Below are 16,674 nucleotides of genomic sequence, written 5' to 3'. Positions count from 1 at the left end.
GTAGCAAAATTGATATTCGTGTCAACGTACGAGAACCGACGGGGATTGTGTGCGATGGGTCAAGCGATTGAAGTCAACGAAACCAATTTCGATAAAGAAGTTCTGCAGGCCAATGTGCCAGTGCTCGTCGACTTTTGGGCTCCCTGGTGCGGCCCGTGTCGGATGATTGCACCGACTGTCGAGCAACTGGCCACAGAATTGGCCGGTCAGGCAAAAGTGTGCAAGGTCAACGTGGATGAAAACCAGAACCTGGCTGTGCGGTATCACGTGACCGCCATTCCCGCCCTGATGATCTTCAAGGGCGGCCAAGTGGTGCAGAAGTTCACCGGTGTTCAATCCAAGGATCGGCTCAAGGATGCCCTCGTCCAGGCCGCTTCGTGACGCCTGCAATAGCCCGCTCATACCCGCCCGTAAAGCTTCATACAAATGACGCAAGCGGTAGGGAGGCCGATGAGTAACTCCCTACCGCTTTTTAAAAACTCGCGAGAATCCACCACTCGCCGGGTCGGTATGGCGGTATCAGACACCCGTCTCCGACCAGGGATTTCTTTCCGGACGTGCACAAAGGAGATTGGCTTCCTCGTCGTCCGGAAACCGTTCTTTTTCTGGATCGAAGCGAAGCTCGCGGTTGAGGATCCATGCGATGGCTGCCGCATGACAGGCCACGTGCGACCGCCGCATGATCATTTCATTGGTGACCGTTTTTTCACGCGAGCGAACGCAGTCGAAGAAGTTGCGAGCGTGGGCTGAAACATCCAGACCCTTGACGCGAGTGACTGCTTCGGGAAGTTCCTTCTTGAGTGACTCTGGCTGAACCTCAATGCCCCCCTCATCACCGGTTTCTACCCAACCCTCGTCGCCCACAAAGCGAACTGGACAGGTTCCCAACCGGGTAATGAATTTTGGAGAACGATCGCCAAACGGGGTTTTCAAAAAATCCAGAATCAGCTTCACTCCGTCGGCGTAGTGGCATACGATCCGGTCTTTCTCGGGAACATAACGCACGGGCACTGTATTGTCGGCCTTCAGGGCCCACTGGCACAGATCAACGGTATGGGCTCCCCAATCCAGGAGTCGCGCACCGGAGTCAAAATCAAAATAGCCCCGCCAGCCGCCGTCCACATAGGTATGGTTGTAGGGGCGCCACGGGGCAGGTCCCAACCACAGGTTCCAGTCCACCACGTCGCGAGGTGGCGTCTGTTCTCGCGGCAGCCAACCGTTTTCGAGCTGCGGCTCATACACCGACGCATAGACGGTATGAATTTTCCCAAGCTTCCCGCTTTGCGCCAGTGCGACGGCATACTGAAAATTGGGCACACTGCGACGCTGGGTTCCCGCCTGAAAAATACGCTTGGTGCGTTGAAAGGTTTCCGCGAGTTGTTGGCACTTGGCAATTGTGATGCCACATGGTTTCTCACTGTAAACGTCTTTGCCCGCTTCCGCCGCCATGATTGAGGCAGGCGCGTGCCAGCGGTCTCCGGTCGCGATAAGAACGGTGTCAATATCGGGACGCCCCAGTAGTTCCCTAAAATCGCGATACACAGCACAGTCCTGGTTCCCGTAGAATTCGTCCACCAGACGCTTTCCCGCCTCCCGGCGACGTGCCTGCACATCGGCGATGGCCAGGCATTTGACGTCTGGCAATTTGAGAATGGCATTGAGGTCGTAGGTCGCCCGCGGACCGATCCCGATCACGCCCAGGGTGATTTTTTCACTGGGCGGAACGGCCTTTTCCAATCCCAGCGCGGTCGCTGGCAGGAATTGGGGGATTCCCAGGATGGATGTGCCCAAGGCACCCCATTTCAGGAAATCACGTCGGTGAGTTTTCTGCGACATAGGTCTGGCCTTTCTGGAAAAAAGACACCGTACTGTATCTGACAGTGGTTTTCATGCTCGCCTCATTGCAATCAACTGAATTCGCTATGTCAAGAAGTGACGCAGCCTGACACATCGCCAGTTTTCCACTGGCGATGAAAAGGCGGAGGGCCACACGGGTTTGCGTCAACCCGGAGGGACCTGCTTGTCAGGTCCACTTTCGGCGGGATGAGCTTGTCACGTCCGCTTTGTAATGTTGAGCCCCGCGTTGCGCTTTCTCGGGCACGACAAGCGTGCCCCTCCGACCTTTCGGAGGGACCTGCTTGTCAGGTCCGCTTTTGGAGGGACCTGCTTGTCAGGTCCGCTTCGCAACCATGGAGGATGTCTTTCGTTAAGGAATAAAAAAAGAAGCCCTGCGCGTGCTGGGGACACACGCAGGGTATCTGATCGCGTGTGTTTCGCTGAACGTACTCAGCGGACTCGACCATGGAACATCATGCTCGTGTTGTCTGCCACGCCCTGAACCGAGCGGAACAGATCGTTGAGGGCCTCGCTGACGTGCCGTCCCGGGTACCAGATCAGGCCCATGGACAGGCTCCAGTTTTCATCAAACTGGCCATCCACGCCCCGCCCGGTGTTGGGAGCCAGATAGGCGAAACTGGCCTCGAATGCCCAACTGCCATCGAGCGGCAGAGTTATGTCCGCCCCAATCAGGCCATCCCCGTAGCCGGAGACCCCGGCCCAGAATCGGCCCTCGCCACCCTGGCAGAAGTGGCGCCGATAGAACACCACGTAGCGATCGAGGACGGAAAGGTCGAGGTACTGCCGCCGATCGGGATTTTGGGGATCGTTCGGCAGAAGGAGCATGTCGTCCTTGACGCCGTACATGCCCATGTAGCCAATTTCCCGAGCGTCATCGAGGAAAAACGAGATCTCATGGCGAATCTGGAGTAAGTCCGAATCTACCCAGAAGTCATCGTGCATCCAGTCGAAGAGGACGCTCCACTGCCATCGACCGCAGTCAGGTCGATGGAACAACCCGGCGGTGAGGAACATCTGGGCCCGACTGCCCCGGGAAACGAGATTATCCCCGTACCACGTGAGCGCCTCGTGCCCGGCAAAGTCGCTGTGCACAACCTGCACTCCGACCTGGTATCCGATGTTCCATGGACCGCCGATAGGAGCGGAATAGTTGAGTCCTTCGTGAAGTCCAAAATTCCCATTCCGCCCGAGGTCCGCCGGACCTTTAAAACCGTGAGCGCCGGCGAACACGCTGAGATGCTGGATCCACGGCCCGAAGAGCAAACCACCGCCATAGTACACATCCGGCTGGATGAATCCTCCCGGCTCATAGACGACACCATTGTCCTCCATAATGCCAGTTTCCATGCCTTCTTCGTCCACCGTTCCGCTTGTGACGACCGGCTGACCCGGTGGAATGACCTCAGCCGTGGATTCCTCATCAGTCTCCTGGGTTGTCATCACTGTCTGGTAGGTGATGTCGTCCGGCGATGATGTTCTCATAACAGGGCGTGTTCGGGAAGCGGTTCGGGCTGGACTGCGTGCCACCTGCTCAATTGTTGGAGGTTGCCGTCGTACAACCTGGGAGCTCCAATACGCCACGGGAGAACCCGTTGCCCGTTCAACATATTCCGTTTCAGCGGCCTCCCCGTGGCAAGCCCAACCGAGGGCAGACAAAGCCGACGCGATGACGCAGGACCAAGCGAAAATCGTTCGCCGGGACATAAGGCAACTCCTGTTCTCGGCAGCAGTGATAACGCGAAGGGCGGAAAGGGCAAACTCAGCGCCCGTCCGTCGATAAAGTTATCGGATTCGGAAGAGTCGAATCTTTCGGAAAAGCTTGCGCAACCGACAAATTTTGCCAGCGAGGAACCATGCCTGACTGAAAAGTTAGGTTGCCGCGTGAGGCTTGGAGCTTCCGCGGTCATGCCACCTGGGCTAACGCCTGCTGAAGATCGGCGATCAGGTCCTCGGGATCTTCCAACCCAATGGAAAGGCGAATGAGCGTGTCGCTGATACCGTGGGCCCGACGAGCCTCGGGATCGTAACTCGCATGAGACATCAACGCAGGCTGTTCGATAAGCGACTCGACTGCTCCCAAGCTGACGGCAAGATGGAAAAGACGGGTAGAATTGACAACTTTCCTCGCCGTCCCGATATCCCCGTGTACCTCAAAACTCACCATCGCGCCGAAGTAGCCCGACATCTGTCGAGCTGCAATTTCGTGGCCCGGGTGATCCGGCAGGCCCGGGTAGTACACTCGCCTGACGGCCGGATGCCCTGCCAGAAACTGAGCGATAGCCATGGCCGACCGGCACTGTTCGCGGATTCTCAGTTCCAGAGTTCGCAACCCGCGGTGACAGAGATATGACTCCCAGGGCCCCATCACCGCGCCTGTGGCATTCTGGATGAAGTAAAGCCGTTGGTAAAGCTCCGGATCCCGCACCACGAGGACACCCCCCAGCACGTCACTGTGTCCGCCCAGGTACTTCGTCGCTGAGTGCATGACGATGTCCGCACCCAGTTCGAGGGGACGAGTTAAGGCCGGCGTTGCAAACGTGCTATCCACCCCCACCAATACTCCGTGCCGATGGGCGATCTCTGCACAGGCGACAATATCGGTGATCGTCAGAAGTGGGTTGCCGGGGCTTTCCAACCACAGCAGTCTGGTGTTCGGCTGAAAGGCCTTTTCCACCGCGTCCAGGTCGTTCGTGGGAACCATCGTCACCGAGATCCCAGCCCGGTTGATGATCTTGTGAAAAAGCCGGAACGTCCCACCATAAATATCCTGGCCCGTGACGATGTGATCACCCGCCTGCAGAAGCTGAGTGACGCAGTGAATGGCGGCCATTCCAGAAGCAAACGCCAGCCCACCCACGCCGGACTCGAGGGCCGCTATCGCGTTTTCGAAGGCCTTCCGAGTGGGGTTTCCGCTGCGGGAGTAATCGAATTCGCGCCACTCTCCCGCTGCCGGCTGAGCAAACGTCGTTGCCAGATGGATGGGTGGAACGACCGCTCCGGTTTGAGGATCAGGATCAAACCCGAGATGGATGGCCCTGGTGCGAAACTTCATCGAAACGGCCCCCGTGTGTGACGCTTTCACCAGCAGTAGGACAACCCCGTACTGGGGATTCAGAGCCGGTGCTTTCGTCGTCAACCAAGAACGAAACGGACCCAGTTGTTCGACTGGCCCGGGATCGTCGCCACGGCATCAGATCTTTTCCAGCGCCTGAGCAAAATCGGCGATCAGGTCCTCGGTATTTTCAATCCCGCAGGACACCCGGATCATGTTGTCCGGAATACCGACCGCCAATCGCTGTTCAGGAGTGAAGTCGTGATAACTCATGTACATGGGCTGCTCGATGAGCGACTCCACGCCCCCGAGGCTTGGACCGATGCGAGGAATCCGCACCGCATCCACCACGCGGGCGGTGGTTTGGGCATCGGCATCTTTCACCAAAAACGTGACCAGTCCGCCGAATCCTCGCATGGTGCGGCGGGCCACCTCGTAATCGCGATGGCTTTCCAGACCGGGATAATAAACTTTTTCCACCCGCGGATGCTTTTCGAGAAATCGGGCCAGGGCCAGGCCGTTCTGATTATGCCGTTCCATGCGAAGTTCGAAGGTCTTCAGCCCGCGAAGCAACAGATAGATGGCGTGTGGCGAATTTCCCATGCCCATCACACCCCGCAACTTGCGGACGGGTTCAAGCAACTCTTCCCGGCCGATAATGGCACCTGCGAGTAAGTCGTTGTGCCCCCCTAAATACTTCGTACAAGAATGCAGGACGCAATCGACCCCATATTCCAGCGGTCGCACGTTGTAGGGTGTGGCGAGTGTCGCATCGATGAGGGTTTCCACCCCGTATTTTTTGCCCAGCGCTGCGAAGCGCTCGAGATCCACGACACTCAAATGCGGATTGGTCGGTGATTCACTGATAAGGAGCCTGGTCCGCTTGTTGATGGCGGCCTCCATCTTTTCATAATCACAGGCGGGAATCTGGTGCGTGACCACGCCGAACTGGCCAAGCACCTTGGTACAGAATTCCCGCGTGCGATGATAGCACTCATCGAACATCACGATTTCATCGCCGGGGCGGACTTTGGCCATCAAATAACACGCGACGGCAGCCATCCCCGTGGCGAAGGTCACACAGCTTTCACCACCCTCGAGAGCGGCGAGCTTCCTTTCCAGCACTTTCTCTGTAGGATTGCCATATCGGCCGTATTCTTCCCGTGGTAGCTTCTTGGTAACGTACTCGATGACGGCCTGGGTATTCTCAAAGGTATACGTGGCCGTACAGAAAATTGGATCAGTAATGGAATAGCAGGGTTTGATGCGATCTTCACCACCGTGCACACAGAGGGTGGAGAAACCTTGAGGGCGATTGGTCTCAGGCTGAGCAGTCGGCTTGTTCGACATAGTGACACCGTTTCTTTCAATGAGGAACTTTGGAATGAATGACGGAAGACGTAGTCAGGTCTTCCTCCGAACCAGCTCGCTGCTCTCTACTTTCGTGCCTAAATAAAAACCGCGACGCACAACCGGGCCGTCGCGGCAAGCTGTTTTCAGTTTTAATCGCCGCCCACCGGCCGACCCAGGGACGACGATGGCACTTTAGCAGATATGGCTGCAAGCGGCCGCAAATCCCATGAGATGCCATTTTACTCCCACCGAGTGCTATCGGCAAGTTCCGCAGAAGTCTCGCCCACCCTCATTTTGTGAGGATCTGGGCGAGCCTCCACGCGGTGCAGCGACAATTCATGAATTGCCCCTACGGAAAAGGGCCGAATAAAACGGCAGGGTTCATCCAAAGTTAGAAAACGCGGCCGTGGCTTGCCCGTCCTGCCTGGTCTCGGTCCGGAGCAACGGCAAAAGACGTCCCCATCCGGTGACGAAAGAGCCCCCCGAGGATCTCTCCTTGGGGGATTATCCGCGTGGCATTATTCGAGATCGGAGAGATCGATCTTCTCTTCCTCTGCCAGCTTGCGGAGCTTGCTAATCGCCCGGGCTTCAAGCTGCCGAACACGTTCCTTCGTTACGCCCAACTCAGCCCCCACCTCCTTGAGGGTCAGCGGTTCCTGTTGCCGATCGAGGCCGAACCGTCGGATGATGATCTGCCGCTCGCGCTCGTCCAACCGCTGGAGAATATTCTGGATTTGAATTTCCCGCTGGAGTTGGTTGGCCTCCTGCTCCACCTGGTCCGACCGCTCGTCCTGGGTCAGAGTGAAGAGTTCGTTCTGGCTGGTCCGGAACCGCTCCCGATAACGGTGTTCGTCCGGGATGGTTCGGGCGAAATTCTTCATGATTGCCCAGCTCGCGTAGGTGCTGAATTTATTGCCGCGGGAGTAGTCGAATTTCTCCACCGCCCGAATGAGCGACATATTGCCATCGCTGACCAGCTCGAAGAAGTTTTCAGCCGGTCCCACGTGTCGCTTGGCAATCGACACCACCAGGCGGAGGTTTGCCGATATGATCTCGTTCTTGGTCTTAACCGACTCCTCATAGAGTCGTTCGATCTCGTCCATGAGGGCCCGGTTGGGACGCTTTCTGGCGTCCATCTCTTGGCGCAATTGTTCGCGGAGCTTGGACGCTTTGTACTTGAGGTAGTTCATCTTCCGGAAGAGATGAACTTCCTGCTCCTGCGTGAGGAGCGGGACCTCGTACAGACTGGCAAGATAGGGCGGCAATCCCTGCGGTAGCTTTGCCGCGCGCTGCGGGCGCTCCGCAGGCGGAGGAGGTCCGAGAATCTCCTTCTCCTGCTCGGGAGTCACCTTCTCGAACATTTCGTTGGGAATGTAATCCAGCGGCAACTCCATAATCCGCTTGGCCCGCATTTCGTCGATGATCCGCGTAACGCGGGCGCGGGTGAGACAGTACCGCTTGGCGATCACATCCAGAGACTCCCCCGCCCGGTAATCGCGGTAGATCCGCTCCTTGGTTTCTTCGCTGAGCGGCCCCCGCGTTTCCGGGAAGATCGCCATTTCGGGATTGGCCTGATCGAATTGTTGCAATATGTATCGAATGGTTTCCATGCTTCTTCCTGTGCGAAGGGCTAACCGCCGTGTCACTTCCGGACGACAAGCACCGGCCTGGGCCAGTCGCCTTGCCCGCTCGATGATGGCATCGCGTTCCTGAGGACTAAGTTGGCTGAACTGGGACGCCCGTTTGATTCGCTTTTCCTCCTCTTTGGCAAAGCGATCGACGGTGCTTTCCAGAAAGCCCAGTCGAACCCGCCCGTCCACCAGGAACCGGCGACTGACGAGGCCCGCTCGCCGCCACCTGGTAATCGTCTTCGTGGAGACATTGAATTTCTCCGCCAACTCCTGGAGGGTGTAGTATTTCTCATTCACTTCTTCGGGCTTAAGCGGCACGGATTCGGCGACATCCTCGATGAACAGAATCAGGTCGTGACGCAGATCTTCGCCGAGAAACTCGCCGATATTTTTGTCTGGCCGAAAACGGGTGATTTTGTAACAAATGGTGCTATAAGGATAAAACTTGTCGGGCTTGATTTCGCTCAAAAGGGCTTCCGCCCGTGCCATCTGCTCAATCTTTTTGGCTCGGGGTGTAAACCGGACCACCTGGAGGCAAAGCTCCTTCATGGCCGGGATACGATAATCGGTACTGACTTTTGCGACCTCGCTCATGGCAACACCCCTTGTTGCGCGAAGACCAGCCGGTCGTTGAGAACCTGCTAGCCGTCCGCTGCCAGTTAATCGACGCATTGCCCGACAGAAAGGTTCGAGAACTATTTGTTAAATTTGCCAGCACTTATTGGCCTCCGCCTCAAGAGGCCAGTGTACCATACCTGCAATTTTTTGCAACTGAGTCTTCGCAAAATTTCAAAATCGACAAAAATCTTGTCGGTAATTCAGGTCGGACCATTCTTTCAGGTGGTATCGATTAGTCCCTTTCTGTCGGTTCTGCCAAGTTTGTCGGCAGGCACGCCGAAAGCCCCATTTGGTGCAAGAATCGTTCCAATCAGTGACCGAAAACGCAAAAAACGCCAGCCCGCAAATTGCTGAATAATGGCCCATCATGCGGAAGCAGTATGTGGACCGGTTCCTTTGCAAAATCGAACAAATCGAACAACTTGCGCCAAAACTGTGCAGAGAATCCTTCACGGCAGGCCCTACCCGGCCGAGTAACGCCACACAGAAACTTCTTGTCCTTGATATTGACGCCGTGACGTGCGACCGGTTACAGTTTTGCCCTGCCAATTACCCGCGAACCGATATGCCCAACTTCACAGGGCGAAAGAGTCTGCCGTTAACTCCAAGGATGGCCGGAATGTCCATCTTTACAAAACTCACCGGAAGCCCACTCCGATCGGGCCTTCGCGTCTGGTTGCTGGCCAGTACCTTTGTTGCCTGTGGAGGACTGTTTGTTTCACCCGTTTTAGGCCAGAACGAAGGTCAGTCCCCAAGTGCGCAACGCCCCTCTGCCGTCCGAACCCCTCCCCTTCCGCCCAGAATTCAAGACCTTCCGAGCACGAAAAGCTCGGGCCAGCGTACACCGGCGCTCCCGCAAGAGATTCGACCCCCAACTTCGCCCGGAAGTCCCGCAACCCGACCAACGGTCGCTCCGCCACCCATGGTGACTCCCCCATCTAGGGTACAGGCACAACCAGCCCCAGCCGCGCCTACTGTGGTGTCGCCGGTAGCGTCAGACAAAGTCGATTGGATTGAGCTCCGCATATCCGCCGAGGGCCAATTCCCCGGCCAGAGCGGAGGACGTTCCACTGCCATAAAGATGGACGGGCACCTCGCATATGAAGAGCAGGTGCTGCAATCAGGGAATGGACGGACAACCCCCATCCAGGGGCTCCGCGCATACCGAACCGCTGCGGCACAATTCCAGGTCGGGGATAAGTCATTCCAGGTTCAGCTCCGGCCGGAAGTTACGCGGCTCGCATTCTTCATGGCGGAGGGGCAGTTCACGATCTTTTCGCCGGAGAACCCGTTGACGCGCGATGAGCTGGACCTTCTGGACGTAATCGCCAACAGTATCCTCCTGGATCAGTTACTCCCGGCACAGCTGGTTAGCATGGGTTTTTCATGGGAGATTCCCGACGAGGCACTCCCCGGCCTGCTGGGGCTCGAATCCATCACCGAGAACACACTTCAGGGGCGCATCACCCAGATCACACAGGGGTTTGCCGAAGCCGAGGTCTCTGGAAAAGTGCAGGGCCGGGTTATGGGGGCTACAAGTCAAATGCAGGTGGCCATGCGGTTTCAATGGTCGCTGATGGATCGCCGCGTGACCGCGCTGGCCCTCGCGCTTCGTGACAATCGTACGGCGGGCTATGTGGACAGCCCGTTTCAGGGAACGGTCCGGCTTCAGTTGACGCGCCAGCGGCGCCCGGAGCCACAGCTTTTAACGCCAGGCAAAATACCGACGCTGACTTTTCCACCCCCCGAGGAGCAAACACGCCTTGTCTTCCGGTCCAGTAGCGGCGGGTTTCAAATTGTCCACGATCGAAGATGGTACGTCGTCACAGACGCTCCCGACATGGTGGTGTTTCGTTTGGTCGATCAACGCGGGCTATTGGGGCAATGTAATCTAGCACGCAGCGATTTTCAGGGCACTGCCCAATTGACTTTAGCAGCCTTTCAGAACAACGTGCGTCAGACGCTGGGCAACAGTTTCGGGCAATTTCTGGGCGCAGATGAGATGGAAAGTCCAACCGGACATCGCCTGCTGCGAATTCATGCTCTGGGTCGCACAGATGACCTCAAAATTCACTGGATATACTACCTCCTGGGGTCGCCTCGGGGCGGCTATTATGCCGCGGTGTTTACCGTGGACGACCTGTCATGGCCGCTTTTCGAGGAAGCCGACCGCAAGTTCATGGAGGGTTTCCATTTCCTGGAACCCACAGCGGCAACCGCCACCGGGAGTTCCTCGGCCATGTCCAGATAGTTGCTGCTCTCTGCAAGGAATATCAGCCTTTCTGGTCACCGATTGACAAAAATTCCGGTGGCATACCAGACACCGTTACTTCCCCGTTTAATGTCATATCCGTAGGCGTCTGCACGGGAGGAAACCGCGCGCCAGTGACCTGGAGACAACCGCCAACACCGGACACATTCCAGGGCCGCTCGGAGCAATCCCTGGCCGGGCCAACTCTCCGCGCACACCTCGCTAGCTGTGTTTTGTCCACGCATGGCCCTGATAATGCGGGCAAAACGTGACTCCCAAAAATGGTGCCCCTGGAGGCGGATTCTCGCCTGATACTGGGAATGTTGTTCTGCTTCGGAAAAGAGGTAGGGGTCAGGGCGTCCTAAAATGCTGCGCGGGCGCTCCGGGTGGACCCGCACCGCATAGACCATCGTCCGCTGCGTGAGTGTGCCCGGTGGGAGCGTCAAAATGGCCAGCATCTCGTCGGCAGTATAGGGTCGTCCGTCGAGGAACGGAAACACGCTGACCACTTCGCCGTAATATTTTTCCCCTTCGGAAGCATAGTCCACGATGAACAGCCCTGGCTGGCCTTCCATTTCGGACAGCGATGGGGCATCGAGCAGGCGAACCGTCTTCCCGTCGCGATCCACGGTAACTGATTCCGGCAAGCGAACGCGCACATAATGCACGAGCTCCTGGAGCACACGGGAATCGCGAAGTGCCGTGCCCTCGAACTTCTCGCGCAACGAAACGTTTTTCTCCGGATACAGATAAACAAGGAGCATCTTTTTTTCGCGGCGAGCCTGAGCCACCCCCTGCGCGTAGCTGGAAAGCCACATGTCAGCTTCCTGGATGGGAGCCAAATGGGTCGCCAGGGCTACGTCGGAGTTCCCAGGACGAGGTGATTGAGAGGCCGATTGTGGACCGCTTCCCGCTGGGGCATCGGCAGTCCCCTGCATGGGCTTCGGCGTGGACGCTGGGCCAGAACCGATTAAAGAGGCGAGAGCCTCCACAATGGCTTGCCGCCGCGCAGGACTAAAACCGTCCTGCTCATCGCATGCAAAGGTGGCCACCACTTTCCCAAAATCTTCGTTTTCCTTAGGACTTTTCAGGAAGCTGATAATCGCCAACCCCGGATGATTGCCAAGCTCAGCGAAGGCTGGATCGTTGCGGAGGAGTATTTCGCCGCTGGCGGTGCGAATCTTTTCGTCCGGCTGCACGATCACCGCTTCGCATGCCGTACGGAATGGCGCCCGCAATTCCGAGAGCGTCTTAACAGCCGTTTCCGAGGAACTTCGCTCCGCGAAGAAAACAAGCAGCAACTTGCGGTGATCCCTTGCTAGGGGGTATGCCAGAGCGTAGCGAGTATGGACTGTCTCTTCCGATGTATTTATTGCATGTTGTGCCTCTTGCGCGGAGCCGTCACTCTTTTGCAACGAATTAGGAGGAAGGTTGTGGTCCTGCCCGGAAGGAGACGATCGATGCGAGGAGGCGGAATTTTCCGGAGACGGACCGGGTTGTTCCCTCCTGACCCCGGTTTGGGCTAACATCAGGACACCCAGCCCCAAAACGAAAGCCACAGGGGCGAAGACGTTCATGGGGGCGAAAAGCATTCTTCGGCTGCGCACACACAACGCGGTTGGCATAACAGGGACTCCGCTGCTGGTTACCAAAAGCGTCCTACAACCGTCCCTGGTGACCTATTCGTCCCACTCTGCGCATCAACTCCAGTTGTTAAACATGAAACACTAGATTAAACACACAAAATCATCAAATTGCAACCAATCACCGGAAAGCGAAGAATAGCCAACACAAGTTGACTTTTTCGGTCAGCGAAGATAAAACAAGAGCGAACCTGGGGGCACTGGGAGAGTAACGTGTGAGCCTCGTCGGCCTTCGGTTGATGGGCCGCGTCGCGCATTTTGAGACATGTTTTGATAGCCGCTCTTCATTTCCCTGGAGATCACACTGGCTAGGGCACGTGACTGGGCGGCTTGTTGGTGATCCGGTAGATAACCCACACTATTCCACGAGGAGTTTCTGACGGTGAGACGAAAAAAAATTGCCTGGACTGTGGTATTGCTGATTCTGGGGGCCGTGTTAGGACGGACTGGCTCCTCGATAGCCCAGGTTCCCGATTGGACCGCTCTTTGTGCGGAAGCGGCCAAGCAATTTCGGCCGATCACGGAAGAAGATGTCAAAACAGCCCGACAGGATTTGCTGGCAGCCGTCTCACGCCTGGAGGCTCGCTTTGAAAGGGCCGGCCCCGAGGTGGAAGGCTGGAAAAAATACCTCCAGTGGACTGCTCTCAAATCGGAGCTTGGAAAAGATTCCCCCGATCTGAGAGTACTCGAAGAAGTATATTCGCGACTGTCTGCCGGTCATGAGGGATTGCAATTGACCTGTTTTGCGGACGTTCGCCGGGCACTCCAGCGCTACGTGGCCCTGTCTCGAGCTTTTGGCGATGCGAGTATCGAAATCCGCTACCGAACCGTGTTGGACAACCTTCAGAAAGCGCTTGCCGAGTATCAACAGTCACAAGATCCACGCCTGGCATCCACCGTTCAGGACATGCTGGACTGGTTGGAATTGGCTGGGCAGGCTCCGCGGCTGCGTGCGGCTGTTCGGGAAGCTTTCACCCAACCGAATGTCTTTGTCCGAGTGAGAGAGGATTTTCTCGCTTCCGCATTCGCCGAACCGGTCGATGTCACAGAAGACGTTCGCGAGATTATTCTGGGAACCGACGTCCGTGGCAAAGGGCACATTGTCGGACAGCGCTCGTTGGAGCTCGTGCCTTCTGTCGATCGGGCCCTGCTGTCGATCGTGGTTCAGGGAACCATTCATTCGGACACCGTCGGATTCAACGGACCGGCACGCATTTATTCACGATCGGAGACCCCTTTCACCGCTCGCAAGCTGGTGTCGTTTACGCCGGACGGTGTGTCCTTCGAACCTGCAACCTGCTCCGCCACAACCCACAGTGACATCCAGGACGTGGACGTAACATGCAACAGCGCGTGTGTGGAACGCATTGCCTGGCGGCGGACATTCAAGCAGAAAAGTGCTGCCGAATGGGAAGCCGCTCGGAAAGCAGAACGCCGTGTGGAACGCCGTGTCGACAAGGAGGCCAACCCTCAGTTGGAAAAAGCGGCCGAGCGCTACCAGAACCGTGTTCGGCAACCCCTTCTCGACCGTGGCCTTTTCCCGCAATGGCATTTGAGCACGTCCGACGACGAGTTGAGTATGACGGTTCTTCAGCTCGGGCATGGCGGCTTGGGGGCTGCCGGGACGCCCCCTGAGATGACGGAAGAGGGAGCCATACGACTCCAGGTTCACCACACGTGGTTTAACAATCTGCTGGAAGGTTTTCTGGGCGGAATGATTCTCAAGGAAGAACGCCTTCAGCAGCTTGCCCAGGATCTGCTGGGACGAGTCCCCGAGGAACTCAAGCGAGACGAAGGAGAAGAACCCTGGACCGTACGCTTTGCCGCTCGCCGTCCGATCGCGGTGACGTTCTCTGACGGACGACTGGTGGTGGAATTCCGCGGCGAGACTTACTGGCGCGGCGACCGATCCTACCCCGGCATGGACGTCCGCGCCACGTATCGCATTGAATCCAGCACCGAAGACAAAGGCCCCGAGATTCGCCTTGTCCGTGAAGGACCGCTGAGTGTTTTGCCACCGAATTTTGACCCGGAGCGGGATCGCCTGTCGGTCCGGCAACAGACCATTCGCAGTTTGCTGGAACGACGATTCGAAAAAATCTTCCGGGAAACAATCACGATCGAACCGATCAAATTGGAGGGCCAATGGGCCAAGGCCGGGCCGCTCGTCGTCACGCATTTGGAAAGCACCGGGGGATGGCTGAAAGCGGTGCTCGACCGCGTCCGGTGAACCGTGTTCGAAAACTGCGGCCGCCAGAGCGCCTCCCACGAGGTCAATCGCAACCCTGCGACGGCGTGGCTTGCTGGTTGGTGCTCCCGACTGGAAAAGCCGATCGATTCGTCAATCGATGACTGCCCCCCGCGATGATTTGGGAGTGAAATGCGCCACACCGCGTCCGCCAGGCGCTATTTTCTGTCTTTTTCGCCAGGTGTATCTTTCTTTTGGCTGTATGATAAATGGAAGGCCTCATCCGGCCGTGTGACCGGTGTGGTGAATCCGGGCGGTCGCAGTTTGCGCAGCGAGTCACTGGCCCGGATGCCTCAGGGTTCGCCTGCCGCCGGGACGAGGGTGTACTGAAACATCGTCGCTTTTTGGTGGAAACAGCACAGCCAACGGGAAATCAAGAAACGGGAGTCTGCTGATGAGCGACGCGGCTGCTCAAGGTAAGACCTGGGTGGAAATCAGTTTCGATTGCGTTCCCCTGCGGACCGTCACGAGAAACGATCCACCTCTGGACGCATCGCCGAAGTTTCTCGCTTTATGGGAACGGGTCCAAAAAGCCATCCGTAAGCACGGACGCCACAATACGTATTACCTGTTCAATGCCCACTGCCGCTTTCACCTTACCAATGACCCCAACCGGGGGCTGCTTGAATTCAGTTTCGAAGGCTGCGCCATCACCGACCCGGAAGACAGGAAAACCGTTGCCTGCGACCTGGACGTGGAACTGCGAGGGGATACATGCGACTGGGCGACTGAGCCGATCATTCGATGGTTCTCGGAGACGGTGAGGCACGCCGTGATGGCCGAGTTCGATCGCTACATCGCGGCAGGTGATCTGGCCAAGACCGTGGAGCGTCTCCAAAAGCTGGAGGCCGAAACGGCCTCCAAGGGCGGCTATGTGGGTTTCGGACTATAAACGTGGCTGCAATCCATCAGGCTGCATTCAAAAGCTGCCAAAGCTGAAGCAGCCAGTCGTCAATAAGCAAGGCCTGATTAATGTTCCGCTCGACGTCCTGGTAGGCCGCCAGACAGGATTCGAGACATTCATGGAGCACGTCCTCGGTGAGAGGTGGGGTACTTTGGAGGAGGGCGATCACCTCTTCGCCGACAGAGGTTGCCGCGGTTTTCACACTGTGGGATACCACCGCGCGCAGGGCCTGACGGAAAAACTCCAGAGTCAGCCCAATCAACTGCTGGAGCGCCCGGCGTCGCACGGCCGCCTCTTTCCCGGCGGACTCCAGATAACCCCGCACTTCATCGCTCCAGGCGGTCACATCAAAGCGCCGTGTGGACAGGGCCTTTCTCCATTTTGCGGCAAGCTCCCACAGCTCCTGCGAGGCAAGCTCAGCAGCCCGGGCAAGACTTCCGTCGGCAAGTCGAATGAGTTCCCGCGCCCAATCAGGATTGTCCACGATGCCCTGTTCGATCAACAATCGGGCGGCGATTTCTTCGGGAAGGGGCCGGAAGCGTATCATTTGGCTGCGGGACCGGATTGTAGGGAGTTGCTTTGCCGGAGAGTTGCTGATAAGAATGAGCACCGCCGTTGCGGGCGGTTCTTCCAGCGTCTTGAGGAGGGCGTTAGCCCCTTCGAGATTTAAGTAGTCTGCGTCGTCGATGATGGCAACCCGGTAACGACCGGAAAATGGCGTCAAAGCGAGATGCCCCACCAAGCCAGCGCGCTCTGTCCCCCGCTCGGACCGGTCACCGATGAGCATTTCCAGCGGAATGAAAGATCTATCTGGCGGCTTGCTGATGAGCAGAAGATCGGGATGCGTGCCCGAAATCACCTGCACGCAGGCTGAGCATGCATTGCACGGAGCAAAGGCCTCTTTGGATGGCTTTTCGCAAAGCAGCACCTGGGCCAGTTTATGGGCAAAGGTCCGTTTCCCGATCCCCGGCGGGCCCACAAAGAGATAGGTTCCGCCAATCCGACCGCGGACAAACGCCCGCCGAAACCGCTCCGCAATCGCGTCGTGTCCTTCAATTCCCTGCCAACTCATGGCCTTGCCCTGTGTATCCCCAAACCACACCTTTGCCTTGGGATG

11 protein-coding genes are annotated in these 16,674 nt (G+C 57.3%); 4 read left to right on the top strand and 7 right to left on the bottom strand.

Going from position 1 to position 16,674, the window contains the following annotated elements; genetic code table 11:
- The first annotated feature begins 54 nt into the window (after positions 1–54).
- Positions 55–381: a thioredoxin gene (trxA, locus tag THTE_RS15600; RefSeq protein ID WP_095416307.1), complete on the top strand. Its 327-nt coding sequence runs from the start codon at positions 55–57 to the stop codon at positions 379–381.
- Positions 382–519: 138 nt separating this feature from the next.
- On the opposite strand, the gene THTE_RS15595 is transcribed toward trxA, so the two are convergent.
- From THTE_RS15595 to THTE_RS15575, 5 genes are all read right to left on the bottom strand, one after another.
- On the bottom strand, positions 520–1,836 hold the full coding sequence (locus THTE_RS15595) for a Gfo/Idh/MocA family protein (protein ID WP_095416306.1): 1,317 nt from the start codon (positions 1,834–1,836) through the stop codon (positions 520–522).
- 450 nt (positions 1,837–2,286) lie between these two features.
- Positions 2,287–3,561, bottom strand: coding sequence for a DUF6666 family protein (locus tag THTE_RS15590; protein WP_095416305.1), 1,275 nt, complete (start codon positions 3,559–3,561; stop codon positions 2,287–2,289).
- Positions 3,562–3,760: 199 nt separating this feature from the next.
- Entirely contained in the window at positions 3,761–4,909 is a 1,149-nt protein-coding gene (locus tag THTE_RS15585; RefSeq protein ID WP_095416304.1) for a trans-sulfuration enzyme family protein, read from the bottom strand.
- A gap of 138 nt (positions 4,910–5,047) precedes the next feature.
- Complete coding sequence (locus tag THTE_RS15580; protein ID WP_095416303.1) at positions 5,048–6,259, bottom strand: trans-sulfuration enzyme family protein; 1,212 nt, start codon at positions 6,257–6,259, stop codon at positions 5,048–5,050.
- Positions 6,260–6,780: 521 nt separating this feature from the next.
- Positions 6,781–8,487 (bottom strand): sigma-70 family RNA polymerase sigma factor, encoded by a 1,707-nt coding sequence (locus tag THTE_RS15575; protein WP_095416302.1) that lies wholly within the window; start codon positions 8,485–8,487, stop codon positions 6,781–6,783.
- Positions 8,488–9,622: 1,135 nt separating this feature from the next.
- Between THTE_RS15575 and THTE_RS15560 the strand changes: the two genes are divergently transcribed.
- Positions 9,623–10,762 (top strand): hypothetical protein, encoded by a 1,140-nt coding sequence (locus tag THTE_RS15560; protein WP_157732159.1) that lies wholly within the window; start codon positions 9,623–9,625, stop codon positions 10,760–10,762.
- 35 nt (positions 10,763–10,797) lie between these two features.
- Here THTE_RS15560 and THTE_RS15555 read toward each other — a convergent pair whose 3' ends face one another.
- Positions 10,798–12,387, bottom strand: a complete 1,590-nt coding sequence (locus THTE_RS15555) for a CAP domain-containing protein (protein WP_157732158.1) — start codon at positions 12,385–12,387, stop codon at positions 10,798–10,800.
- 400 nt (positions 12,388–12,787) lie between these two features.
- Here THTE_RS15555 and THTE_RS15550 point away from each other — a divergent pair, with 400 nt between their 5' ends.
- On the top strand, positions 12,788–14,635 hold the full coding sequence (locus THTE_RS15550; RefSeq protein WP_095416297.1) for a hypothetical protein: 1,848 nt from the start codon (positions 12,788–12,790) through the stop codon (positions 14,633–14,635).
- Positions 14,636–15,047: 412 nt separating this feature from the next.
- Positions 15,048–15,545 carry a hypothetical protein gene (locus THTE_RS15540; RefSeq protein ID WP_095416295.1) on the top strand — a complete coding sequence of 166 codons (498 nt, stop codon included), beginning with the start codon at positions 15,048–15,050 and terminating at the stop codon, positions 15,543–15,545.
- A gap of 16 nt (positions 15,546–15,561) precedes the next feature.
- Here the strand turns inward: THTE_RS15540 and THTE_RS15535 are convergent, their stop codons facing one another.
- Positions 15,562–16,629, bottom strand: a complete 1,068-nt coding sequence (locus THTE_RS15535) for a DNA polymerase III subunit (protein WP_095416294.1) — start codon at positions 16,627–16,629, stop codon at positions 15,562–15,564.
- Positions 16,630–16,674 lie beyond the last annotated feature (45 nt).

It is taken from the genome of Thermogutta terrifontis (genome assembly GCF_002277955.1).
Taxonomy (GTDB): Bacteria; Planctomycetota; Planctomycetia; order Pirellulales; family Thermoguttaceae; genus Thermogutta; species Thermogutta terrifontis.
This window is presented reverse-complemented; position numbering and strand designations above follow the sequence as displayed.